Raw genomic sequence first — 22,353 nt, 5'->3', positions numbered from 1 at the left:
TAACGATTTTCTAACGTTCTTCATTGTAGAAATTTAAGGTTGGAAATAAAATAGTCATCGTTGTACCATGATTTTGGATTGAATCCGCGGTTAATTTCAGACCTAATTTTTCTGCCAGATTCTTTGCTAAGTACAGACCTAAACCTGTTGAATGCTGCTGCGTCAAGCGGCCATTGACACCTGTGAAGCCCTTGTCAAAAATTCGTTTTACATCTTCAGTAGGGATACCAATTCCAGAATCTTTCACCGCTAAAGTTACTCCCTGAGCTGTTGTTTCGATTAAAATCATGATTTCTCCATGATTTGGTGTGTATTTGATTGCATTACTTAATAATTGTTTGAAAATAAATGCAACCCATTTCGCATCGGTTAATACCACGGCATCCTCGCCAATAATCTCATAACGGATTTGTTTTTGAATAAAATAATTGGCTTGACTGCGAATCACAGGTTGGATAATTCCTTTTAAGCTATACTCTTGGATTAAATAATCTCTCGAAAAACTATCTAAGCGTGCGTAGTATAACACTTGCTCAACATACTCATCAATTTTTGACAGCTCATTTTCTAATAACATATACTTTTTATCATCAATATCAAATTCAACCGAACGCACCAACAATTCTGAAGCTGCTAAAGGCACTTTGATTTCATGCACCCATGAATCAATGTAATCTTTTTGATCCTGTTGATTACTGATGGCTTGCTGCATCAGTTCTTGATGTTCTCGAATCAGTTGATTGATATATTCTTCAACTAGCTTCTCTTCTTCCGTATGACCGCCCTCTAAGTAACTTTGCAAAGGAGAATGTTCTTTCACGTTTGCCAAATGTGACCACCAGCGACGTTTTCCGAGGTAACCACCTAATAAATAAAATGCTAAAAAAACACTTTGGATAACAGTCAGATAAGCAATCGTTTCCCAATCAACTACGATATTAGGCGCTAACCACATAACGAAAGCTGTCAATATCATGAAAAAAAGCCAGCCTAAAATTAAAGACCATTGATCTTTTAAATACCTAAAAAAATTCATTGGCTATTGTCCGCCCTTTCTAAGGAACAATATATCCTTGTCCAACTTTTGTTTCAATGTAGCCCATGATTCCGGCTTGTTCGATTTTTCTTCGCAAGCGATTGATATTCACGGTCAACGTATTGTCATCAACAAAACGTTCATCATCCCACAAAGCGCGCAATAACTTTTCACGACTTAAAATTTTCCCATGTTGCTTCATTAAAATAAATAATAATCGATATTCATTTTTACTTAGATCAATGATTTCTCCGTCAATTTCCATACTGCCATTATCAACGTTTAACGTGATGCCATTATGACTCATCATTTCACTAGACAGCTCCGTATAATTGTAAGATCGACGCAATAGCGCGTTGATCTTAGCAATCAACACGTCCACTTGAAATGGTTTGGTTACAAAATCATCTGCTCCCATATTCATTGCCATAATCATATCCATATTCGTATTACGGCTTGAGATAAAAATAATTGGTACTTTTGATACTTCGCGAATTTTTTGACACCAGTAATAACCATCGAAAACTGGAAGATTGATATCTAATAAAACTAATTGCGGTGCTTCTTCTTCAAAATCCGAAAAAACTTGATTAAAATCAGTTGTTCCAAACGTTTCAAATTGCCACTTTTCTAACTCTTCCATAATTAGCTGACGAATGACTTCTTCGTCTTCGACTACCATGATTTTTGCCATCGACTAATCCTCCCACTTTCTCTTCTTGCATCTACAATAGCAAACCCCACAGCCCATGACAACTGTGGTTTCCGTTTCTTTATAATTGATTATAAATGTTTGAACGATTAAAAAACAAAAAAACGTAAAAACTGACAGCTAAGTCAGCTCTTACGTTCAAATATTCTTACATTAATACTATTAAACAAGGTCTACTTGTACTTCGATATTTCCCTTAGTTGCTTTTGAATAAGGGCAAAATTCATGTGCATCATCAACTAATTTTCGTGCTTCTTCTTCACTAACACCTTCCACATGAGCTTCTAGAACAACACCAATTTGGTAGCCACCATCATCTAATGTGTAAAGTGAAACGCGTGCTTTAACTGTTGAATCAGCATCTAAGCCTGCTTCTTTGACCATGTGCTGTAATGCACCATTAAAACATGAAGCATATCCCGCTGCAAATAATTGTTCAGGATTTGTTCCCTCCGCATGGATTCCTGGTGGTGTGATCTTCATGTGCATTGAACCATTTGGTGCTTCGACTGAGCCTTCTCGCCCGCCATGATTAATCATCGCTGTTTCGTATAATTTTTTCATTGTACTACTCCTTTCGACTTTCTTACTACACTTCTAGTGTAAGCCTATTGGAGACGTTTATTCAAAGAATCTGCTCATTCAAATGCTAAAATGCCATCTTCAACTAGTTTACCAAAAAACATAAAAATACCACTTGTAAATAACAACGTCATGTTTGTTCCAAAATAAATAGCTAATTTTTCTAGATAATCCTTAATTTTATTGATTTTAAGATACATATATACTAAAAAATTTACTCCATACACCAACACAGTCAAAAAAATAATCATACCCGTCATCATTTTTTCCTCCTCCTCCATTACCAGAAAACGAACAAACTTCCTCACCTTTTGACTTCTTTCTTACCCTAACTCAGATAGATCTTCCAGCCACTCAAGCTCGCTTTTATAACGCTTTCATAAATAAGTCCTGCAAATAACTACCAAAAATTCAAGTTCACAATCTTTGTGTCAAAAACAGTTCTAGCTATTACTACTACTTATTATTTGACTTTGGCGTTATTCGCGCATACTTTCTAATTTTTCGGCGAATGCTTGTGCTTCACTTTCTGAACGACAAACGACGATAAATGTATCAAAGCCTGCAATTGTCGCTGCAACTTCTGGATAAGCAACTTCATCCAACCAGTTTGTTACCACATCTGCTCCATTTTTTTCAGTTAACACAACAACCATAAATTGGACTGTCTCAATTCGTAAAACTTCTCGCTTAACGGCAGAGCGCAAACGTTGCTCATTTAACGAAACGGATGGTTGACTAAAAAGAGAATAACGAACACGTTGCTCTTCGTCTTGAACCTTAATCACTTTCATTTCACGAATATCACGAGAAATTGTTGCTTGAGTTGCACTAACACCCGATTCCTCTAATCGTGCAAGCAACTCTTCTTGCGTGCTAATTGGATATTCTGTAATTATTTGGCGAATCAATGCCTGTCGTTGACTTTTTTTCATCCTGGACACCTCTCTCATCCATAATTATAACAAACTTACTCAATCATTTGCGTGTTTACTTTAGAAATTACTTCTGATTCGCCTATTTTTTTGCAATGCGCACACGTAAAATTGTTTTTCGTTTTTCTGGTGCCACTCTTCTAGGATCACTTAGATAGATTTCTTTATGCTCTTTGGATACTCGATAATAGCCTTCTTCTTCAAGAAAAGCGGTTAATTTTTCAAAACTCTCCTGCTCTTCATCATAAGAACCAATGTGTAAAATTTGTCCAACTACCCCTTCTTCAATCACCTCGAATTGTAATTGTGTAAGCAAATCTTCGGGAATTTTTTTTGCCGAACGCTCAATTGCAAGCTGGGCAATCTCTGGTGTCACGAAATCAGGTTGTTTAATCATCAATTGATAAGCAAAATGGTCTTTTAGCATCACTTTTTCCTGCAAATACTTTTCTTGTAATCCCCATTGACCTTCTAATGGATAGACAGTATAGGGTTGATAACCAGGAATGTTCCAATTGTTTTTCGGTGACATTTTAATTGCATAACTCACTGGATACAATGTCCCAATACGTCGTTGGAAATCTTCTTGGTTTGGATCTCCTACACCTTTAATTGTGAAAAAATTTTGTTCAGGCAATTCTAAAATCTGCGTTTTTTTTGTTACCCGATAGCCTGGTTCAGCTTTACGCCATTCAATTTTATCCATTTTGTTTTTCTCCTACCCTTGCTTTATGTATTTACGATTTTTTTGATTTGTTTCCATTTTCACACTCCATTCAATCATAACCTTTTTGAGGATCCTTGACTAATCTTATTGACATAAAATTTGAGTCTATGCTAAAATAATCCCAGCAAACAATCGTACAGATAACACGTAAATGCGTGTCGAGAGAGAGGCGGTTTCTATTTTTTAATAGAAATCTTCTCTCTTTTTTTGCGAAATTTTTAAGAGGTGAAATGTATGACAAAACAAAAAGAACTACTACTTGTTCCCGCAGTGATTGCAACTGGTATTATGTCCTTCGCAGGTGTTCTGATTGAAACTGCGATGAACGTAACTTTTCCAACGCTGATTACTCAATTTGATTTGACAACGGCTCAAGTCCAATGGGTAACAACGATTTACTTATTGATGATTTCAATCATCGTGCCGTTATCAACCTATTTAAACCGCAATTTTAGTATTCGAAAATTATTTTTATTTTCAAATTTTCTGTTTCTTACTGGTATCTTAGTTGATTTTTTCTCACCAACTTTCATGATTCTCCTAATGGGGCGCCTATTACAAGGGATTGCGACTGGTATCGCGCTTCCATTGATGTTTCATATCATTTTGACGTATGCCCCCATGAATCGCCGTGGTACGATGATTGGTGTCGGAACATTGACTACTGCAATTGCTCCGGCTATTGGACCAACTTATGGTGGAATTTTGACCTCCGCTTTTACTTGGAATCACATTTTCCTATTCCTTGTACCAGTTTTACTGATTTCATTAGTGATCGGTCTATTCTCCATCCCAGAAACAAGTGTAGAAAAAGGTGGCCACTTAGATTTTCTTAGCGTACTAGGTTTATGTTTACTTTTCAGCGGTGCTTTAACCTTCCTGAGCACGATTGGTCAGCTAATTAGTTGGCTTGCTTTGATTATCGCAATCATTGGTTTCTTTTTATTCTATCAACGTTCGAAAACAATCGAGCAACCATTGATTCGCTTATCAATTTTATCTAACAAAACCTTCCGATTATTTCTATTTAGTTTCTTAATTTATCAATTTCTATTACTTGGCGTTTCATTTGTCCTACCAAATTTCATTCAAATCGTTCAGGGAGATACTGCCTTTATCGCTGGTTTGTCCATGCTTCCGGGAGCCGCAATCGGTGCGATTTTATCTCCATTCTCTGGAAAATTACTCGACCAACATGGACCTAAAAAACCAATCTTAGTTGGTTTGATCTTATCCTTCATTGGTTGGTTGGCGCTCGTTCTATTGATTGGTCATGCTTCTTTGATTTGGTTAGTGGCTTGTCATGTTTTCTACATGATTGGTATCGGACTTTCTTACAGCAATATGATGACTACTGGGATGAACGCCTTAAGCGAAGAGTTACAAGGAGATGGAAATGCGCTATTCAACACTCTTCAACAATTCTCTGGTGCGATTGCTACATCACTGGTAGCAATCATTATCAACCTTGTACAAGACCATTCCACTTTGAATTATGAAGCAGCTACTACTTTAGGTTCAAAAGCAGCACTCGGTGTTTTACTTGTCTTGCTGATTATCAGCTTTGCTCAATTCATGCCTTACTATTTAAATAAAAAATAAAATTAAACGAAAGAAGATGGGTGTTTGCATCCATCTTCTTTTTGTGTAAGAATGAGAACGAAAAAGGAGGCTCTTTTATGGAAAAAATTGCCATTATTGGCGGTGGAATCATCGGTATGACCCTCGCAAATTACTTAGATACAACAAAATTCGAGGTCACTTTATTCGATGACGCTACTGGTCAAGCAACAAAAGCCAGTGCAGGAATAATTTCTCCTTGGCTTTCCAAAAGACGGAACAAACAGTGGTATCAACTAGCAAAAGATGGTGCTGCTTTCTTCGATAAATTGATTCAAGATTTTCAACTGGATTCAACCATTTATGATCGTTCAGGAACTCTTTTATTACGTTCTCAAGAAGACTTAATTTCACTTGCAGAATTAGCGGAGGAACGCAAAAAGGAAGCACCAGAAATCGGTGATATCGAACTACTAACACCAACTCAAACGGCCACTAAACTTGAACTGCTTAAACCAGCACCTTCACTTCATATCAGTGGTGGAGGAAAACTTGACGGCAAAGCTTATTTAACGCAACTAGCAAAACGATTAACCCATCAGCAAGTGGCAATTATCAATGATCGCGTTTCGTTTCAACCAAAAGGTGATGCATGGTTGATTCAAGGCGATTTTGGTGAAAAACTAGTTGATCGAATCATTCTTACTCCGGGTCCCGCATTAAAACCTTTGCTGGAAACAATTGGCTATACAGTTGATATTCGACCTCAAAAAGGACAATTATTAGTTTTTGACTCTCCATATCAACACAGTAGCGAATGGCCTGTAGCGATGCTTGATGGTGAAGCTGATTTTATTCCGTTCATGTCTGGTAAAATTTTGATTGGTGCCACGCATGAAAACGACGGTGGTTGGGACTTAGCTCCTACTAAAACAGCTTATGAAATGCTTACTACTCACACGAAACAATTTTTAGCAAAACCGGAGCAACTAAACGATTGGCACTATCATTTTCGTGTGGGTACTCGTGCATATACGTCTGATTTTTCACCATTTTTCGGTTCGGTTCCAGATGATCCCACCTTATTAGTTGCAAGCGGGCTAGGTTCCTCTGGTTTAACAACAGGTCCTTATATCGGGTATTTGTTAGCGGACTACCTAAACACGGGAAATTGGCAGAAAAAAAATTATCAAAAAGAAATAAAAACTTATATCTCGAAGTCAGTTAGTTGAGTGTGAGTTAAAAAAAGAGCGGACATCTGTCTCGCTCTTTTTTGTTCTTCTTGTTCACTTGATAGGTCAATCAATCATTAATTTACCCCAAAAAATTTGTTAAAATCATCTCTTTCTCCTATACTGCAAACCAATATGTTGTCTGCTCTCAAAAGATGACTGTTTGATTTCCACAGGCTCTCTTTATTTCTTCAACTTTTTCAATAATCGTTCCAAATATTCCGTTGCTTCAGCAGGAAGTTCATGGTATCCCCCTAAAAGCTCTGCTTGTTCTTGCAGAAATTGATTTCTTGAACTCAACCGCTGATACAAACGTTCTTGATAAGTTACCTCATTAAATCGCTCAGAAAATCCAGCTATCGGTAAATAAGACAATTCCGTTAACTTTCCTAGTGGCAGAAATTGCACTTGTTTTTTAGCAATAGCCTCTACACTTTTCAATGTGATTTCAGGTGTAATTTTTTTTTGGTCAAAAAATCCTGTATTTAAAATATAGCAATCGGTGTTTTGTTGCTCAAACAGCTCTTTAAAAGCTTGATAGTCTTCAGCTAATGGATATACTCTAAATGGATTAGCGTATGGAACGAAGACTAGCTGATCCACTTCTTCTTGATTTCGAATGTTTTCTGCACTTGACCGTTTTGTTGCTAATGTTGCACCGAAAATTGCGGCTAAGATAGGATCATTCATTTTAACAACCGGCGGAAAAACATCATCTTTCATAATCCAAAAAACTGCGTCGATTTTATCATCTAAATGATCTACACGATTTGGCGTAACAAATCGTGATTTGATTGCCCGACCATTGCCATTACGAATATCTTCAGTCACCAATACTTTTTTCCCAGAGTCATTCAGCGTCACCCCCACATTTTGACAGGTTAAAAATGATGCAATTGTTGGATCATCTGAAGCATAGTCTTGTGTTTTATCAAAGTAGGCTGGCTCAAGTGCCGTGGTTGATCCTTTTGTTTTTGAGATGACAAACGCATCATCATGCAGCACAGTTACTACATCATCTGCGCGTTTTGCTAACGTAATCGTTGACTTTCCAGAACCAGATAAGCCAAAAACGGCCATCGTGTAATGATGTGATGGAAATTGATATTGCTTCAGTCCTCCATGACACGCAATGAAACCATTTCGATTTGCTAGCGCCCAAGCAAGAGTCAGCGTTGCTTTTTTTAGCTCACCAAAGTAACGTAGTCCCAAAACGGCTGCTACATTATGCACAGCATCAATCAATACCAAGCCATCAGGAAACGCTGGGTTTTGCCATTCTGGATCAGCAAAGATGTACAAGTCGCCCTCATGATATGTTTGCGAATGCTGATACTCGTTTTCAATTTCTGCTGTTAACGCTTGAAAGTTCAATAAATACGAGTATAGATTATTCTCAAAACCTTCAGGAATCAGCACATGTGCTTTAACTGAAAATTCCTGGTCCAACCCAACAATGACTTCACCATGATAAAACTGACGTGTTCTACTTTGATAAATTGCTTCCCGTAAAATTTTTTCATACTTCACCTGGTTAATCTCTGGTTCACCGATTACCCTACGTGCTGCCGCAGTTCGACCAACAATTTCACCATCATTAAAAACTAAAACTTTGCTATCTTTTGGAAGTTTTAACTCTTCTGTGTGAGAGACAGCTAAATCTGTCACGATCGTCCCAGGACTATTAGCTGCTAACTGATATGCTTGTGCTAAATGCTCGATCACTTGTACATTATTTCCATAAAATGCTGTTTCAATAATTACTCGAATACTCGAAAATAAGCTGCTCTTTGAGTTGATTGCTGCTTGTGGATATCCCGTTATCGTACTCATCCGCTCACCTTCCCTTTTTTAAACCAAAAATAGAAAACGCTTTATAACTATTATATCTCAGCACTATTTTTTTGTCTTACGGCATCCCTCATCCGCTCCTCTACACAATTAGATATGTAAGAATAGCAATTATTTTTTTGAAAAACAAAAAAAAACCAAGAAAATCACTCGAAAGTAATTTCCTTGGCTTCAACTATTTTGGTTTCAGTTGATTACTCGACTTAGTACCAGCCGTTTGATAACCAGAATGCTTTAGCAGCATCCCATGAACCGTAGCGTGATGATACATATTCATCAGCAACACGTTCTTGGTTAGCAGCTGAGTAGTCACCATTTAAGTATGATGAATCTAATTGGTAACGTCCGATGTAACGTCCGTTAGTAGCTGTATAAGAACCGCTTGATTCTCTTTGAGCGATCCATTCTTTTGCATCACTTGTTGAAGCTGCAGGAGCTGCAGGAGCTGCTGGTGTTGCAACTACTGGTTCAACAGTTTCAACTGGTGCAACGTATGTATATTGTTGAGTTGCTTGTTCAGTTGCTGCTGTTTCTTGTTTAGTTTCAGTTTTTACTTCTGCTTTAGTTGAAACTTCGCCTGATGTTGGGATAGTTAATTCTTCACCAACGTAGATACGGTTAATATCAGAAATAGAATTTTTTTCTGCAATTGTGTTAATTAAAGAATTGTCACCTGCAAATTGTTGTGAAATTGTAGATAAAGTGTCACCTGATTTGACTGTATAAGTTTCGTCAGCATGAGCTTCTGTAGCTCCCACAAACATTGCAGCACCTGCAGCAAAAGTTGTTCCTAAAACGATCTTCTTCATTGAATTCATATATTAAACTCCCTCATGTCCTCTTAGTTTCTTTCAACGTCATTAACTTTAACATTTGAAAATATTTCATAGGTAAAAGAATGATGACATTTGATGACAAAATGACATTTTTTTTAATATTTGTAACATTTCACTAGTCTGCCCTCTCAGACTAAAGTCGTAGAAACCGTTGGTATCAAAGAAGAAAACATTTTCATCAACCCGTGTGTTTTTTCACAAAAACTCGACATTTTGTAACATTACAACGAAAATTTTAGAAGAAAAATGCATTTTTTTTTGCTTAAATAACGAATTTCAGTCAAAAAACAACAAAAACAGCAAAAAAGTCAGTAATTGTTACAACAATTACTGACTAAAAATGAATGAATTAGCAAAAATTAGGCAAATCCTTGCACTTTTGAGCTATTTCTGTTTTTTTCTCTGCTTCGTTTGTAAAATTTCGATTGCTTTTTCAAATTCTAGCTTCGCTTCTTCATCTGTTTCTTTCGCCAATGAGTCTTGCAGAACTGTTAACCATTCTTCTGGAGCTTTCGCACCCAAACGTCCGATTGCCCAAGCGGCCGTTCCACGAATCACTGGACGGACATCTTTGAGACAAGCAGCAATCTCCGGTAATGAGTCTCGATCACCGAGGTTTGCTAAGGCAATCAATGCATTTCGTTGAAGTGGCTTTTTCCCACGCCACGAACCAGCTAGATGACCAAATTGTTGCTTAAATTCTTTATTAGAAATAGAAAGCATTGGTTTTAGTTTAGGGTATACTTCATCAACTTTTGGCTCCATCTCTTCATGGAAATGAAAATCTTTCCCTTTATTATATGGGCAAACTAGCTGACAGATATCACAACCATAAATGACATTACGCATCTTTTTTCGATACTCTTCTGGCATCAACCCTTTTGTCTGGGTCTGATAAGACAAGCATCTTTGGGCATTCATTCGCCCATCTCCAAGCAGCGCTTTCGTCGGACAGCCGTCGATACAACGAGTACAATCTCCACAACCAAACACACCTGGTTCATCCGGTTCAAAAACAATATTTGTAACAATTTCACCTAAATAAACAAAAGAACCAAACTCTTCCGTAATCAGCAGACCATTGCGTCCAATAAAACCTAAGCCAGCTCGCTGTGCGACTGCTACATCAATCAACTCTCCTGTGTCTACTTGTGGAGCAAAGCGCCACTCTTCCTCTGCTTGCCACTGTTTTCCGCGTGTTGTAATAAATTCAATCAAACGATTTAAACGATCTCGCAGAATATCATGATAATCGATTCCCCAAGAAGCACGAGCAAATTGCCCTCTTTTTTCATCTTTTGGGATTTCCTCATGAATTTTTGTGGGATATGCCAATGCAATTGAAATAATAGATTGAGGTTGATCAAATGTTTTTTCTGGATAAAGTCGTTCTTCAATTACTGGATGCTCAAAACCAGAAGTATGCCCTGCGGCTTTTTGTTCTTCCAGTGATTCTCTCAAGTGATCAAAAGGCTCCGAAGTCGTGAACCCGATTTTATCAATACCCAAGCGTTTACTTTCGCGAATGATTTCTTCCTTTAAAGTCATAAATTTCCTCGCTTATTTCATTTTTCTTCTATATTAAGTAATAGATTATTGGTAGCAAGATTACCGACTATATAATCCATAATATAATTTTTCCTTTTTTAATTGGACGAACTCAATTTGTTGATCAGCGACTTTCTTTTCCTTTAGCCAACGATTACGAGTAACAAAAACTTCCCAATAATTCGTTGAGATTAGCTTTTTTTTGTCATCCAATGCTTGGAAGAAGTTCCAAGAGACTGGTTTTGTATTCAACAATTGATGTAAACGTACTTGCTCTGTTTGAGGAAGTTCTGATAAATCTCGAGAGTATAACACATCTTCATGTAAGTTTTTTTGTTGCGTATAAGTAAATGTTTGTGGTATTTTTCCTGGTCGTGCTACTAACATCAACTGGTTATAATAGCTATTCATTAACTTACTGTGTGCAATAAATGAACTCTTATAATACGCTGCTTGGATTTTCTGAATAACATTTTCAGTACCAATGACAGAAAAAAGTGCTGGCCAAGCTTTCGTTTGAACTTCTTGATTTTGCTTGACTAAGACTCCTGGTATAAATCCAACTGCAGAAATGAAAACAAAGTAACCAATTCCGGCCGTTTCATCCAGTGACTGAAACTCATCAAAAATCCACTTTCCAATGTAACGTTCTGGTTCAACTGCGTCATCTGTTGCATTCGCTATGAATAATTTTGCCATCTCGGTTTCAAGAAATTGAAGGTCTTGGTCTTTTTTAGTTGCTTCTTGTTGGTCAAGCAAACGAAAGACGTCTTCTTTAATTTGATGCTTATCTTTACGTGTGAAATTCATAGCTACACCTCTCCTTCTTACCCTTAACTATAACGGAAATCGAAAGAAAAAAACATTATTACACTAAAAAAACGCGAAAAAAAATTATGATCCAAAGTAACTAGCTCATTGAATTAAAAAAGAACTTTTCGAAGATGTTTTTTCTTTTTTCGAATAACTATCTGTCATTGATACTTCCTTTTGCTATCCATATACAAAAACAGAAAAAGGTTGAACTAAAACAAAAGAATGTTTTAGTTCAACCTTTTGGATAATGAATTTATTTTGATAACCCATCATGAATTGCTTCAATATTCCATTTCATCATTCCATAGTAAGAATCACCTGTTTCACCTGATTTGGCTACTGAATCTGTAAATAACTTTTCAGCGATAGGAACACCGGTTTCTTTCGATACACGTTCCATGCTCCGAGGATCGACACTCGACTCTACAAACAAACCAGGGACTTTTGACGCTTTGACTTGGTCAATAATTGCAGACATTTGATCGGGTGTTCCTTGACTTTCTGTATTGATTTCCCAAATGTAAGCGGCTGGTAATTGATACGCTTTTGAAAAATATTTAAATGCACCTTCACTGGTGACTAGTAACTTTTTCTCCTCACTGATCGTAGCAAATGACTCTTTTGCTTGTTGATCCAATGATTCAAGTTTTTTACGGTATTCTTGACTGTTTTTTTCATAAACTTCTTTATTCTCAGGATCTTTTTCGCTCAAAATTCGAGTGATTTCTTCAACATATTTGATTCCATTAGACACATCCAGCCATGCATGCGGGTCTGCCTGTGTTTCTTGACCAGCACTTGTTAAATAAAGTGGCTCTACTTCACGACTAACGGCAAAATAATCTTCATCTTCGACTTTTTTAGCAGTTTCCATCAAATTATTGAACCAACCATTCCCTGTTTCCAAATTCAGTCCATTATACAAGATAACTTTTGCATCACTAGCTTTTTTGATGTCTTCTGGTAAAACTTCATACTCATGTGGATCAGTTCCCACGGGCACGATACTATGAATCGTTACCTTGTCTTTTCCAACTTCTTTTGCCATGTCTGCCAGAATTGAATTTGTCGCAACAACAGTTAGTTTTCCATCTTTCGTTTGTTCTGATTTCTCGCTCTTTGCTGAGCAACCTACTAGGAAAATTCCTAGTGCGAATAACAAGATTAGTAATTTAGATTTCTTCATTTGTTTGCTCCTTTCTTTGAAACAAAATGCCTTTTGTTGGTGAAAATAAAAATGCTAGGGCAAAAAACACAGCTGATGCCAACACGATCGTTGCCCCTGAAGGTAAGTTATAACTGTAACTGAAAAATACACCCACGATTGCGCTCAACACACCAAAACTCGCAGATAAAGCAATCATTATAGATAAACGATTCGTTAACAAGTACGCTGTTGCAGCTGGTGTAATCAACATGGCAATCACCAAGATTGTTCCAACTGTTTGAAGACTCACTACAGCAACTAAAGTTAAGAAAAACATCAATGCGTAATGAATAAATGTTGTGTTTAACCCATAGGCTTTTGCCATCATTGGATCAAAAGAAGTAATTTTCAATTCCTTATAAAAAATGAAAATAAATAATAAGACAACAGCACTAACGATTGCCGTGAGATATAAATCACTCTCACGAACAGCTAGAACATTACCAAATAGAATATGATAAAGATCAGTTGCACTTTGAGCAAAAGAGATAAGAATGATTCCTAATGCAAAAAATGAACTAAAAACAATCCCGATTGCCGTATCATTTTTTAAGCGACTCTTTTGTGTGACAAAACCAATCAATGCAGCAGTCAGCACACCAAAAGCAGTTGCGCCCAAAATATAACTAAACCCAAACATATAAGAAATTGCCACTCCGGGTAAAACTGCATGAGAAATCGCATCCCCCATCAGAGACATTCCGCGTAAAATAATAAATGAACCGATCACTCCTGAAGCTAATCCGACTAAAATAGATGTAATCAATGCATATTGTAAAAATTGATAATTGAATACCCCATCAACAAATGACTGAATCATGCTTGTTCCCCCTTTACCAACTGGCCAATTACTTCACCATAAGCTAACTGCAGATTATTTGAAGTAAAAGTTTCTTGAACCGTCCCAGCTGCAATCAGCTCACGATTTAATAAAATTACTTCATCAAAGTATTCAGTTACTTTATGCAAATCATGATGAACAATCAAAATTGTTTTGCCTTCTGCACGCAATTCTTGTAAAATCGAAAAAATCTTTTTCTCACTAACAGCATCGATTCCCACAAAGGGTTCATCTAAAAAGATCCATTCCGCACCCTGTGTCAATGCCCGTGCAATAAACACTCGTTGTAATTGACCACCAGATAGTTCACTGATTTGTCGATTAGCAAATTTTTCCATTCCGACTTTGACTAGCGCCTGTGCTGCTCGTTCTTTCTCCAGTTTTCCTGGTCTTTTTCCAATCCTTAGCGAAGGATACGTTCCAAGTAATACCACACCAAAAACATCAATTGGAAAAGATAGATCCATTGCACTTCGTTGTTCAACGTAAGCAATTTTTTTCCGAACCTCTTTTACAGATTGACCTGAAAACGTCACCGTACCAGAAGATTTGGGAATTAATTCTAACAAAGATTTCATAAAAGTTGATTTCCCCGCACCATTCGGTCCAATAATTCCTGTCATTTTTTCTGATTGAATCGTTAAAGATATATTTTTTAAAGCGATCTTTCCTTGGTACGCAACGGAAAGATTCTCTACGCTGATTGTTGGTTTCGCCATCCTAAGCACTCCTTTTTAGGTTTACCTAACTTTTTATTTAAAGATAGTTTAACTCATTAAGAAAACATTTTCAACAAAAAACTTTGCAATTAAATTAAATTTCTTCTCGCGTTTTTTGAATCCTTTCTGTAAAATCACATCAAGAGATTAATTTAATAACTGTTTTTATTTATCAATAATTTATTTTTTTGACTGATAAATTTAATCAAATGTGTTGGCTTATTCTCTAAATTATGAAAGGAGTTTTTGTATGGAAGAAGGAAAATTAAATCGAAGTCTTAGCGCACGTCATATTCGAATGATCGCGTTGGGAGGAACAATTGGCGTTGGATTGTTTATGGGTGCCTCTTCAACCATTCGCTGGACTGGTCCCTCTGTAATGATTGCCTATGCTGTTGCTGGCTTGTTTTTATACTTGATTATGCGTGCATTAGGCGAGATGCTTTACGTTGACCCTTCTACAGGTTCATTTGCTAATTACGCGAGTGATTACATCCATCCAGTTGCTGGTTACTTAACTGCTTGGAGCAATATCTTTCAGTATGTCGTAGTTGGAATTAGTGAAGTCATTGCCGTTGGCGAGTATATGAATTATTGGTGGCCAAATTTGCCAACCATCATTCCTGGTATCGCTGTGATACTTTTCTTGATGTTAGCTAACTTGTTTTCAGTAAAAGCCTTCGGTGAATTAGAATTTTGGTTTTCGATGATCAAAGTCGTAACGATCATTTTGATGATTGTGGCTGGTTTAGGCGTTATCTTCTTTGGCTTTGGCAATCATGGTCAACCTATTGGTATTTCAAATCTTTGGAAAAATGGTGGCTTCTTTACCGGTGGCGTGAAAGGTTTCTTTTTTGCTTTATCCATCGTGATAGCTTCTTATCAAGGAATTGAGTTAATCGGGATGACTGCTGGTGAAGCAAAAAATCCACAAAAAACAATCGTTGAAGCTGTTCAATCTACCATTGGACGCATTCTTATTTTTTATATTGGTGCTATTTTTATTATCGTAAGTATTTATCCATGGAATCAGCTTGGTGAAATCGGGTCCCCATTTGTTCAAACATTTGCGAAAATTGGGATTACTTTTGCCGCTGGATTGATTAACTTTGTGGTAATCACTGCTGCCTTATCTGGCTGTAACTCTGGTATTTTCAGCGCCAGTCGCATGATTTACACATTGGCAGTTAATGGAAAAATGTCGAAGCGTTTCTTAAAACTATCTCGTCATGGTGTTCCATTTTATCCCGTTGTTGCCATTTCAGGAGGTATCTTGATTGGTTTGGTCATCAATTATTTGCTACCAATGTTTGTTACTCACTCTGAAAATATTTTTGTCTTTGTTTATAGTTCAAGTATTTTACCAGGAATGATTCCTTGGATTGTCATTTTAATCAGTGAAATCAAATTCCGTAAAATCCACGCTGAACAAATGACAAAACATCCATTCAAAATGCCATTATCCCCTTACACCAATTATTTAACTTTAGCATTTTTAGCTATTATTCTTTGTTTCATGTTTATTAACCCTGAAACAAGAATTTCCTTGCTTATTGGGTTAGCCTTCTTGTTTTTAATGACGATTCATTACTTTCTTCGCGAAAAACGCTTGAAGAAAGCTTAAACAACAAAAAAACTGCGAGTCTGTTCTACTCTTGGAAAGGGGACCTTTCTAGAGTTAGTAACATCTCGCAGTTTTTTATTGCTTATTGCAATTGAAGTACAGCACCAGGCGTTAAGAAATAATCATCCATCGTCATTCCATTCAATGCTAAGATTGTTTCGACTGGTACACCTGTACGTTGTGCAACTTGATTGGGGCCTTCACCAGCTAATACAACAGTTGTTGCAGATTGATTCGTTGTAGTTTCTGACGTATCAGTCATTTGATTACTTGTTGTTTCAGCCGTTTGTTCGGTAGTTGAAGTCATTGTTTCTTCTGAGGTTGAACTACTTGTTTCCTGTTTGTTTGCTTCTTCAGCTTGCAGCGCACTACTCGTTCGTAAATAAATATCTGATATTTTTGCTACTTCAGTTGTGTATTTACTTGATAGCTGGTCAACCAAAGAATTAATATCGACAGTTGAGGAACTATCTGCTTGATGTGCAGCTTTTAATTTGCTGATTCCTTCATTTGAAATTGCTTGTAGTGCTAATGCTTTCTGATTAGCAATCGAAGATAATCCTGCAACCCCATTTTGATTTGATTGAATTTCTGTTTGATATTCATCAATCAATATCGGTGTTTGTTCAGTCAACTTCTCTGAGTAAGTCGTCAAAATCGTTTGTAGTTCATCTGCTGACTCTTTATCTGTGCTACTCGTTTCTGTTGATGATTTTGTTGAACTATCGGTTGTTTTTGTCGCTTTTTTACTTTGTTTTTTCTTCGCTTTTTTTTCATTTTTTTGCGTTGAAGAAACAGTTGTTTCAGGTGTTTCTTTGGCACTAGAAGTTGATTTTCCGAACTGCGTCAATCCCCAGACTGAGCCGCCAATCACCAAGACTGCTACCAAACAGGCACCAATAATCAACAATCTTTTTTGCATTCGTTGCTTTTGCTGACGCCTTCTAGACATCCGAACATTTTCATCTCGTTCATTTTTGTTTTTCAATAAGTTCACCACCAATAATTTATGTTAAAAATAGTGTTATGCCTTATCCTCATTGTAACAAATAACAATAGTTATGCACATTTTTTTCTTAAAATTTTCTAATCCTTTTTACCACTCACGATGATTCCATGATTTTCCATCAATTTCTCCCTGCAGTTGAGTGATGCGCTCGTCGCTTTCTTTGACTAATTTTTTCAATTCAAATAACAAAGCAGCATCCTCATAATGAACATTTTTTTCATTCAGCTCGTCAATTTGTTGCTGTAACCACTCACTACTCATTCATTTTCCTCCTTTAATTCACCCAGTGTGAAGGTCAAGTCTTCGATCATCTCCTGTTGTTCTTTTAAGCCATCTAGGAGATAGGATTTTTGTGGTTCTGAAAAATGCGTATTTTTTTCTATTTGTTCAAGAAACCAGTTGATTCGCTGAACAAGACTTGGTTTTCCAGTTAAAGAAAGATATTGCTGATAAGCAATTAAGCGTTCAAATCGTATCTCTGAAGTCTGATACATAAATTGTGCTAATACGAATGGAGGCAAATAATTCATTTGAAATTTGTGTGCAATTCGTTGATATGGTCGCAAAAATTCAGACAGCGTGAACTCTTCTTTTCCGCCTGCTTGATATTCTTTTTCTGCAACGCCAGTCGTTACTACAACACCAAAATCTTTTCCTTTTAGCACTTTACTTGCTTTAGCCAACACTGTGTCTTGCCATATTTTTAAATGTGCAGGTGCGCTATACCAATAAAGAGGAAATTGGAAAATGATTCGCTCGTGCGTTGCTAACAACGCTAATTCGTCATTTTGGTTGATTTCTCCGGCTGGATAGACAGATTCTAAATGATGCCATGTAATCGAAAGCGATTGAGATGCCTCTTTAAAAAATTGTTGATTCAATGATTCTTGAAGATTGGGATGGCTGACAATTACTAAGGTCTTCATCACGATTACGTCCTTTCTTCTTCGTACTGTTTCATAGTTTAGCATAACAAATAGACTTAGTTGATCATTATGCCTCAGCTTCAGCAAGACGTTTTTTACCCCACTCTTTTTTGATAGGTATATAATAAAATTATTAAAGCAAAGAGGCGAGAAATATGAAAACTGTAACAGCAAAAGAAATAGAAGATTATTTAACCAGTCGTTTGGGTGGAATTAGCGTAATTGACATCCATATTGAATTTCCAAACGATCTTCAAGCATTTCACATTGAAGGTGAAAATGACTACTATCTCTTACAAGATGCCAAAAAAATGTATCATTTACTTGATGGGAAACGTGAGGAAAAATTAGTAGGAGAAGATCCCGAAAAATTTTTAACGCATGTCATTCAACTAATTACCAATGAAGATACCACTGTCACTTACTAATCATTTAAGCTTGAAAATGATTTTCTCCTTATAAAAAAGTGCCGCAAAGACCTGAACAGATCTTTGCGGCACTTTTTTATTTCATTATTTTGAGGCACGTTTGATATAAGAACCTTCAGTTGTATTGATTTCTAATAACTCATCTACTTCAACAAAGTCAGGAACGTTGACAACTAAGCCAGTTTCCATTGTTGCTGGTTTACCTGAACCAGTTACTGTTGCACCTTTGATTGAAGGTTGTGTTTCAACAACACGTAAAACAACAGTTGTTGGTAATTGCACACCGATTACTTCGCTGCCGAAAAATTGAATTTTTACTTCCATATTTTCTAGGATGTATTTCATTTCTTCTTCAACTGTTTCAACAGGAATCTCATATTGTTCATATGTTTCTAGATCCATGAAGAACGCTGTGTCATCCATTGTATACAAGTATTGAACAGCTTTTGTATCAATGTGTGCTTTTTCAAATTTTTCTTCTGGGCGGAAAGTTGTATCATATGTTGCACCAGAACGAACATCTTTTAGTTTCATACGCATAACTGTATTTCCTTTACCAGGTTTGTGGTGACTTGCGTCTAAAACTTTAATTAATTTTCCATCTTGTACAAATGTCATACCGGCTTTTAAATCGCTTGCTGAAATCATTTAAATTGCTCCTTTTTTGTTTATCATCATCTTTTTTATTGTATCAAACAACAGTGGATAAGACTAGCAAATCTTCATTTTTATCTAGCAACACTTCTTCATTTGATTCTGTGATTCACTTTATCATGCACTCTATCCAATTATTCCTATCACTAAAAATCACCGAATACTTTGACTCTGACATTTTTTCATGTTATTTTTGATAAAAATATTACTGGAGGAACAGACATGATGAACACACAAAGTAACTTCAATCAATTGATTACTTGTTGTTGTATGGTGCAAAAAAGCAGCATACTATTTGCCGTGTCTATTAATTGCCCTTCATAATTTACGTGTACTCTCTGGAAAAGCACGAATAATTTATGATATCTAGGAGCTGATTTAATAGTCAGCTCCTTTTTTTATCGAATTTTTAGGAGGAAGCTATGATATTAACAACGATTCATGATTATATTGGCAAGACACCTTTATTTGAGTTTACGCATGATGCTTATGAAATACCAAAAGATTCAAAAATCTATGCGAAACTTGAATATTTGAATCCTGGAGGTAGCGTTAAAGATCGACTTGGTTTTTATTTGATTGAACAAGGTTTGAAAACTGGCAAGATCAACCAAGACACAACGATCATTGAGCCAACCGCTGGCAATACCGGAATTGGTTTAGCCTTATCTGCTTTAAACTACCATTTAAAAACTATTTTTGTAGTACCAGAAAAGTTTAGTATTGAAAAACAACAACTTATGAAGGCACTAGGTGCAGAAATCATTCATACCCCTACTTCACTTGGAATGGTCGGTGCTATCAAAAAAAGTCAGGAGTTAGCAGCCAAATTAGAAAATGTTTATCTCCCAAAACAATTTGAAAATCCTGACAATCCAGCAACTTATTATCACACACTTGGACCAGAGTTGATTGACGAACTAGCAGGAAAAATAGATAGTTTCGTGGCTGGAATTGGTAGTGGCGGAACTTTTTCTGGCACAGCAAGTTATCTTAAAGAACAGATAAGTGATATTCGACTAATTGGTGTTGAACCCGAAGGCTCTATTTTGAATGGTGGCAAAGCAGCTTCTCATGAAATTGAAGGAATTGGTGTAGAATTTATTCCTCCGTTTATTGAGTCTTTGCCTATTACTCGTTTTGAAACTATCTCAGATGAGGAAGGATTCTATTACACGCGTGCTTTAGCTAAAAATCAAGGATTATTAGTTGGTAGTTCAAGTGGTGCCGCTTTTGCAGCATCCCTCAAAGAAGTGCAACAATTGCCTGCAGGAAGCACAATCGTAACCATCTTCCCTGATGCAAGTGATCGTTATCTGTCAAAAAATATTTATTTATAGGAGGAATAAAAATGCATATTCAAACAAAATTAATTCATGGTGGTATTAGTGAAGATCCAACAACGGGTGCTGTTAGTGTTCCAATTTATCAAACCTCAACTTACCGGCAAAACGGTGTTGGTCAACCAAAAAAATACGAGTATTCTCGTTCAGGTAATCCAACCCGATTTGCATTAGAAGAACTAATTGCAGACCTTGAAGGTGGAATCCAAGGCTTTGCTTTCTCGTCAGGATTGGCAGGAATCCATACAGTTTTATCACTGTTTGAACCTGGCGACCATATCTTACTCGGTGATGATGTTTATGGCGGAACTTTTCGATTAGTTGATAAGGTATTTTCTAAAATCGGTTTAGAATACACAATTATTGATACAAGTGATCTTAAACAAATTGAGCAAGCGATTCAACCAAACACAAAGGCACTTTATCTTGAAACACCAAGTAATCCACTCCTTAAAATTACTGATCTAAAAACTAGTCTTGCCATCGCAAAAAAACATAATCTATTAACAATCGTTGACAATACATTTGCGACACCTTATTTCCAACAGCCATTGGCACTTGGCGCAGATATCATTGTTCACAGTGGTACGAAATATCTTGGTGGACACAGTGATGTTGTTGCTGGTTTAGTCACCACTAATAAAGCAGACTTAGCGGAAAAAATTGGCTTTTTACAAAATGCGATGGGTGCAGTCTTAGGCCCTCAGGATAGTTGGCTAATCCAACGTGGGATCAAAACGCTAAGTGTGCGAATGGAAGCACATCAAAAAAATGCTTTAGCAGTAGCAACTTTTCTTGAGAATCATCCAGCTGTTGAAACTGTTTATTATCCTGGACTAACAAGTCATCCAAACTATCAGATTGCAAAAACACAAATGAGTGGTTTTAGTGGTATGGTCTCTTTTGACTTAAAAGAAGATGCAAAAGCAGTACCTTTTGTTGAATCATTAAAATTATTTATTCTAGCAGAAAGCTTAGGTGGCGTAGAAAGTCTAGTTGAGGTTCCTTCGATTATGACTCATGCTTCTATTCCAAAAGATAAACGTGAAAAAGCAGGAATCAAAAATGGGTTGATTCGTCTTTCTGTAGGTATCGAACATATAGATGATTTATTAGCAGACTTAACCCAAGCCTTAGATAAAATGGAAAGTACTAAATAAATTTCTTCATTTATAGAAATAAGGTTAAAAATCAAAGATGTACCTATAACTTATTCTAAATAAATGTTAGAATTTAGCTATCACTACTGAACAAAAAATGAATCGAGGTAACTTACATGAAAATGAATGTTGAAAGTTTCAATCTAGACCACACAAAAGTAAAAGCACCTTATATCCGTGTTGCTGATCGCAAAACTGGTGAAAATGGTGACATGATCATCAAATATGATGTCCGCTTCAAACAACCAAACAAAGAGCATATGGAGATGCCAAGCTTACATTCACTTGAACATTTAACAGCTGAACTAATTCGTAATCATGCTGACTACATTGTGGATTGGTCGCCGATGGGCTGCCAAACAGGTTTTTACCTAACTGTGCTGAATCATGAAAGTTATGACGATGTACTAGATGTTTTAGAAAAAACAATGAAGGACGTTCTTGAAGCTACTGAAGTACCCGCAAGCAATGAAACACAATGTGGTTGGGCTGCAAGTCACACTTTAGAGGGTGCGCAAGCACTAGCACGTGAATTCTTAGCAAAACGCGATGAATGGTCTGACGTCTTTGCATAATTTAACTAAAAAAACTGAGAGCTTTTAAACAA

24 protein-coding genes are annotated in these 22,353 nt (G+C 36.6%); 7 read left to right on the top strand and 17 right to left on the bottom strand.

Annotation, left to right across the window (positions count from 1 at the left end):
* Positions 1-10 precede the first annotated feature (10 nt).
* From sapS to IGJ76_RS02125, 6 genes are all read right to left on the bottom strand, one after another.
* Positions 11-1,036, bottom strand: a complete 1,026-nt coding sequence (gene sapS / locus IGJ76_RS02150; protein ID WP_430596701.1) for a two-component system sensor histidine kinase SapS — start codon at positions 1,034-1,036, stop codon at positions 11-13.
* 19 nt (positions 1,037-1,055) lie between these two features.
* Positions 1,056-1,730, bottom strand: coding sequence for a two-component system response regulator SapR (gene sapR, locus IGJ76_RS02145; RefSeq protein ID WP_067485340.1), 675 nt, complete (start codon positions 1,728-1,730; stop codon positions 1,056-1,058).
* 180 nt (positions 1,731-1,910) lie between these two features.
* The gene (locus IGJ76_RS02140; protein ID WP_067485342.1) at positions 1,911-2,312 is read right to left on the bottom strand and encodes an organic hydroperoxide resistance protein; all 402 of its coding nucleotides are present in this window, start codon (positions 2,310-2,312) and stop codon (positions 1,911-1,913) included.
* Positions 2,313-2,386: 74 nt separating this feature from the next.
* The gene (locus IGJ76_RS02135) at positions 2,387-2,593 is read right to left on the bottom strand and encodes a hypothetical protein (protein ID WP_067485345.1); all 207 of its coding nucleotides are present in this window, start codon (positions 2,591-2,593) and stop codon (positions 2,387-2,389) included.
* A gap of 216 nt (positions 2,594-2,809) precedes the next feature.
* Complete coding sequence (locus IGJ76_RS02130) at positions 2,810-3,265, bottom strand: arginine repressor (RefSeq protein ID WP_067485348.1); 456 nt, start codon at positions 3,263-3,265, stop codon at positions 2,810-2,812.
* Between the two features lie 82 nt (positions 3,266-3,347).
* Positions 3,348-3,971, bottom strand: a complete 624-nt coding sequence (locus IGJ76_RS02125; protein WP_067485351.1) for a GyrI-like domain-containing protein — start codon at positions 3,969-3,971, stop codon at positions 3,348-3,350.
* 255 nt (positions 3,972-4,226) lie between these two features.
* Here IGJ76_RS02125 and IGJ76_RS02120 point away from each other — a divergent pair, with 255 nt between their 5' ends.
* Positions 4,227-5,594 carry an MFS transporter gene (locus IGJ76_RS02120; RefSeq protein ID WP_067485354.1) on the top strand — a complete coding sequence of 456 codons (1,368 nt, stop codon included), beginning with the start codon at positions 4,227-4,229 and terminating at the stop codon, positions 5,592-5,594.
* Between the two features lie 77 nt (positions 5,595-5,671).
* Complete coding sequence (locus tag IGJ76_RS02115) at positions 5,672-6,784, top strand: NAD(P)/FAD-dependent oxidoreductase (RefSeq protein ID WP_067485355.1); 1,113 nt, start codon at positions 5,672-5,674, stop codon at positions 6,782-6,784.
* Positions 6,785-6,967: 183 nt separating this feature from the next.
* On the opposite strand, the gene IGJ76_RS02110 is transcribed toward IGJ76_RS02115, so the two are convergent.
* The 7 genes from IGJ76_RS02110 to IGJ76_RS02080 all read right to left on the bottom strand — a co-directional run bounded on the left by IGJ76_RS02110 (position 6,968) and on the right by IGJ76_RS02080 (position 14,602).
* Positions 6,968-8,617, bottom strand: a complete 1,650-nt coding sequence (locus IGJ76_RS02110) for a phosphoenolpyruvate carboxykinase (ATP) (protein ID WP_067485358.1) — start codon at positions 8,615-8,617, stop codon at positions 6,968-6,970.
* Positions 8,618-8,838: 221 nt separating this feature from the next.
* Positions 8,839-9,453, bottom strand: coding sequence for a LysM peptidoglycan-binding domain-containing protein (locus IGJ76_RS02105; RefSeq protein ID WP_095803412.1), 615 nt, complete (start codon positions 9,451-9,453; stop codon positions 8,839-8,841).
* Positions 9,454-9,855: 402 nt separating this feature from the next.
* Complete coding sequence (gene queG, locus IGJ76_RS02100) at positions 9,856-11,019, bottom strand: tRNA epoxyqueuosine(34) reductase QueG (protein ID WP_067485364.1); 1,164 nt, start codon at positions 11,017-11,019, stop codon at positions 9,856-9,858.
* A gap of 60 nt (positions 11,020-11,079) precedes the next feature.
* The gene (locus tag IGJ76_RS02095) at positions 11,080-11,829 is read right to left on the bottom strand and encodes a hypothetical protein (protein ID WP_067485367.1); all 750 of its coding nucleotides are present in this window, start codon (positions 11,827-11,829) and stop codon (positions 11,080-11,082) included.
* A gap of 259 nt (positions 11,830-12,088) precedes the next feature.
* Positions 12,089-13,021: a metal ABC transporter substrate-binding protein gene (locus IGJ76_RS02090; protein ID WP_067485370.1), complete on the bottom strand. Its 933-nt coding sequence runs from the start codon at positions 13,019-13,021 to the stop codon at positions 12,089-12,091.
* A complete protein-coding gene (locus tag IGJ76_RS02085) occupies positions 13,008-13,862 on the bottom strand; it encodes a metal ABC transporter permease (protein WP_067485373.1) in 855 nt (284 codons plus the stop codon). The genes IGJ76_RS02090 and IGJ76_RS02085 overlap by 14 nt, the downstream gene beginning before the upstream one ends.
* Complete coding sequence (locus IGJ76_RS02080; RefSeq protein ID WP_067485376.1) at positions 13,859-14,602, bottom strand: metal ABC transporter ATP-binding protein; 744 nt, start codon at positions 14,600-14,602, stop codon at positions 13,859-13,861. Before IGJ76_RS02080 ends, IGJ76_RS02085 begins: the two co-directional genes overlap by 4 nt.
* Before the next feature lie 250 nt (positions 14,603-14,852).
* On the opposite strand from IGJ76_RS02080, the gene IGJ76_RS02075 reads away from it, so the two are divergent.
* Positions 14,853-16,226: an amino acid permease gene (locus IGJ76_RS02075; RefSeq protein WP_067485379.1), complete on the top strand. Its 1,374-nt coding sequence runs from the start codon at positions 14,853-14,855 to the stop codon at positions 16,224-16,226.
* 82 nt (positions 16,227-16,308) lie between these two features.
* Here IGJ76_RS02075 and IGJ76_RS02070 read toward each other — a convergent pair whose 3' ends face one another.
* The 3 genes from IGJ76_RS02070 to IGJ76_RS02060 form a co-directional block, all read right to left on the bottom strand.
* Positions 16,309-17,214, bottom strand: a complete 906-nt coding sequence (locus IGJ76_RS02070) for a peptidoglycan-binding protein LysM (RefSeq protein ID WP_086270584.1) — start codon at positions 17,212-17,214, stop codon at positions 16,309-16,311.
* A gap of 108 nt (positions 17,215-17,322) precedes the next feature.
* On the bottom strand, positions 17,323-17,496 hold the full coding sequence (locus IGJ76_RS02065; RefSeq protein ID WP_172843717.1) for a hypothetical protein: 174 nt from the start codon (positions 17,494-17,496) through the stop codon (positions 17,323-17,325).
* Positions 17,493-18,161: an NAD(P)H-dependent oxidoreductase gene (locus IGJ76_RS02060; protein ID WP_067485382.1), complete on the bottom strand. Its 669-nt coding sequence runs from the start codon at positions 18,159-18,161 to the stop codon at positions 17,493-17,495. The genes IGJ76_RS02065 and IGJ76_RS02060 overlap by 4 nt, the downstream gene beginning before the upstream one ends.
* A 155-nt stretch (positions 18,162-18,316) precedes the next feature.
* On the opposite strand from IGJ76_RS02060, the gene IGJ76_RS02055 reads away from it, so the two are divergent.
* Complete coding sequence (locus IGJ76_RS02055) at positions 18,317-18,589, top strand: hypothetical protein (RefSeq protein WP_067485385.1); 273 nt, start codon at positions 18,317-18,319, stop codon at positions 18,587-18,589.
* An 84-nt stretch (positions 18,590-18,673) separates the two neighbouring features.
* On the opposite strand, the gene efp is transcribed toward IGJ76_RS02055, so the two are convergent.
* On the bottom strand, positions 18,674-19,237 hold the full coding sequence (efp, locus tag IGJ76_RS02050; protein ID WP_067485388.1) for an elongation factor P: 564 nt from the start codon (positions 19,235-19,237) through the stop codon (positions 18,674-18,676).
* Positions 19,238-19,665: 428 nt separating this feature from the next.
* On the opposite strand from efp, the gene IGJ76_RS02045 reads away from it, so the two are divergent.
* From IGJ76_RS02045 to IGJ76_RS02035, 3 genes are all read left to right on the top strand, one after another.
* Positions 19,666-20,583 carry a PLP-dependent cysteine synthase family protein gene (locus tag IGJ76_RS02045; RefSeq protein WP_067485391.1) on the top strand — a complete coding sequence of 306 codons (918 nt, stop codon included), beginning with the start codon at positions 19,666-19,668 and terminating at the stop codon, positions 20,581-20,583.
* 11 nt (positions 20,584-20,594) lie between these two features.
* Positions 20,595-21,746: a cystathionine gamma-synthase gene (locus IGJ76_RS02040; RefSeq protein ID WP_067485394.1), complete on the top strand. Its 1,152-nt coding sequence runs from the start codon at positions 20,595-20,597 to the stop codon at positions 21,744-21,746.
* Between the two features lie 116 nt (positions 21,747-21,862).
* Complete coding sequence (locus tag IGJ76_RS02035) at positions 21,863-22,321, top strand: S-ribosylhomocysteine lyase (RefSeq protein ID WP_067485396.1); 459 nt, start codon at positions 21,863-21,865, stop codon at positions 22,319-22,321.
* Positions 22,322-22,353: the final 32 nt, after the last annotated feature.

This window comes from Enterococcus sp. DIV0175, from assembly GCF_050529075.1.
Taxonomy (GTDB): Bacteria; Bacillota; Bacilli; order Lactobacillales; family Enterococcaceae; genus Enterococcus_B; species Enterococcus_B thailandicus.
The sequence above is the reverse complement of the archived record's forward strand: the minus strand, read 5'-3'. Positions and strand labels throughout refer to the sequence as shown.

Excerpts from the sequence above, each read along its gene's own strand:
- sapS (WP_430596701.1), bottom strand. The coding sequence starts at position 1,036 with ATGAATTTTTTTAGGTATTTAAAAGATCAATGGTCTTTAATTTTAGGC.
- sapR (WP_067485340.1), bottom strand. The coding sequence starts at position 1,730 with ATGGCAAAAATCATGGTAGTCGAAGACGAAGAAGTCATTCGTCAGCTA.
- IGJ76_RS02140 (WP_067485342.1), bottom strand. The coding sequence starts at position 2,312 with ATGAAAAAATTATACGAAACAGCGATGATTAATCATGGCGGGCGAGAA.
- IGJ76_RS02135 (WP_067485345.1), bottom strand. The coding sequence starts at position 2,593 with ATGATGACGGGTATGATTATTTTTTTGACTGTGTTGGTGTATGGAGTA.
- IGJ76_RS02130 (WP_067485348.1), bottom strand. The coding sequence starts at position 3,265 with ATGAAAAAAAGTCAACGACAGGCATTGATTCGCCAAATAATTACAGAA.
- IGJ76_RS02125 (WP_067485351.1), bottom strand. The coding sequence starts at position 3,971 with ATGGATAAAATTGAATGGCGTAAAGCTGAACCAGGCTATCGGGTAACA.
- IGJ76_RS02120 (WP_067485354.1), top strand. The coding sequence starts at position 4,227 with ATGACAAAACAAAAAGAACTACTACTTGTTCCCGCAGTGATTGCAACT.
- IGJ76_RS02115 (WP_067485355.1), top strand. The coding sequence starts at position 5,672 with ATGGAAAAAATTGCCATTATTGGCGGTGGAATCATCGGTATGACCCTC.
- IGJ76_RS02110 (WP_067485358.1), bottom strand. The coding sequence starts at position 8,617 with ATGAGTACGATAACGGGATATCCACAAGCAGCAATCAACTCAAAGAGC.
- IGJ76_RS02105 (WP_095803412.1), bottom strand. The coding sequence starts at position 9,453 with ATGAATTCAATGAAGAAGATCGTTTTAGGAACAACTTTTGCTGCAGGT.
- queG (WP_067485364.1), bottom strand. The coding sequence starts at position 11,019 with ATGACTTTAAAGGAAGAAATCATTCGCGAAAGTAAACGCTTGGGTATT.
- IGJ76_RS02095 (WP_067485367.1), bottom strand. The coding sequence starts at position 11,829 with ATGAATTTCACACGTAAAGATAAGCATCAAATTAAAGAAGACGTCTTT.
- IGJ76_RS02090 (WP_067485370.1), bottom strand. The coding sequence starts at position 13,021 with ATGAAGAAATCTAAATTACTAATCTTGTTATTCGCACTAGGAATTTTC.
- IGJ76_RS02085 (WP_067485373.1), bottom strand. The coding sequence starts at position 13,862 with ATGATTCAGTCATTTGTTGATGGGGTATTCAATTATCAATTTTTACAA.
- IGJ76_RS02080 (WP_067485376.1), bottom strand. The coding sequence starts at position 14,602 with ATGGCGAAACCAACAATCAGCGTAGAGAATCTTTCCGTTGCGTACCAA.
- IGJ76_RS02075 (WP_067485379.1), top strand. The coding sequence starts at position 14,853 with ATGGAAGAAGGAAAATTAAATCGAAGTCTTAGCGCACGTCATATTCGA.
- IGJ76_RS02065 (WP_172843717.1), bottom strand. The coding sequence starts at position 17,496 with ATGAGTAGTGAGTGGTTACAGCAACAAATTGACGAGCTGAATGAAAAA.
- IGJ76_RS02060 (WP_067485382.1), bottom strand. The coding sequence starts at position 18,161 with ATGAAGACCTTAGTAATTGTCAGCCATCCCAATCTTCAAGAATCATTG.
- IGJ76_RS02055 (WP_067485385.1), top strand. The coding sequence starts at position 18,317 with ATGAAAACTGTAACAGCAAAAGAAATAGAAGATTATTTAACCAGTCGT.
- efp (WP_067485388.1), bottom strand. The coding sequence starts at position 19,237 with ATGATTTCAGCAAGCGATTTAAAAGCCGGTATGACATTTGTACAAGAT.
- IGJ76_RS02045 (WP_067485391.1), top strand. The coding sequence starts at position 19,666 with ATGATATTAACAACGATTCATGATTATATTGGCAAGACACCTTTATTT.
- IGJ76_RS02040 (WP_067485394.1), top strand. The coding sequence starts at position 20,595 with ATGCATATTCAAACAAAATTAATTCATGGTGGTATTAGTGAAGATCCA.
- IGJ76_RS02035 (WP_067485396.1), top strand. The coding sequence starts at position 21,863 with ATGAAAATGAATGTTGAAAGTTTCAATCTAGACCACACAAAAGTAAAA.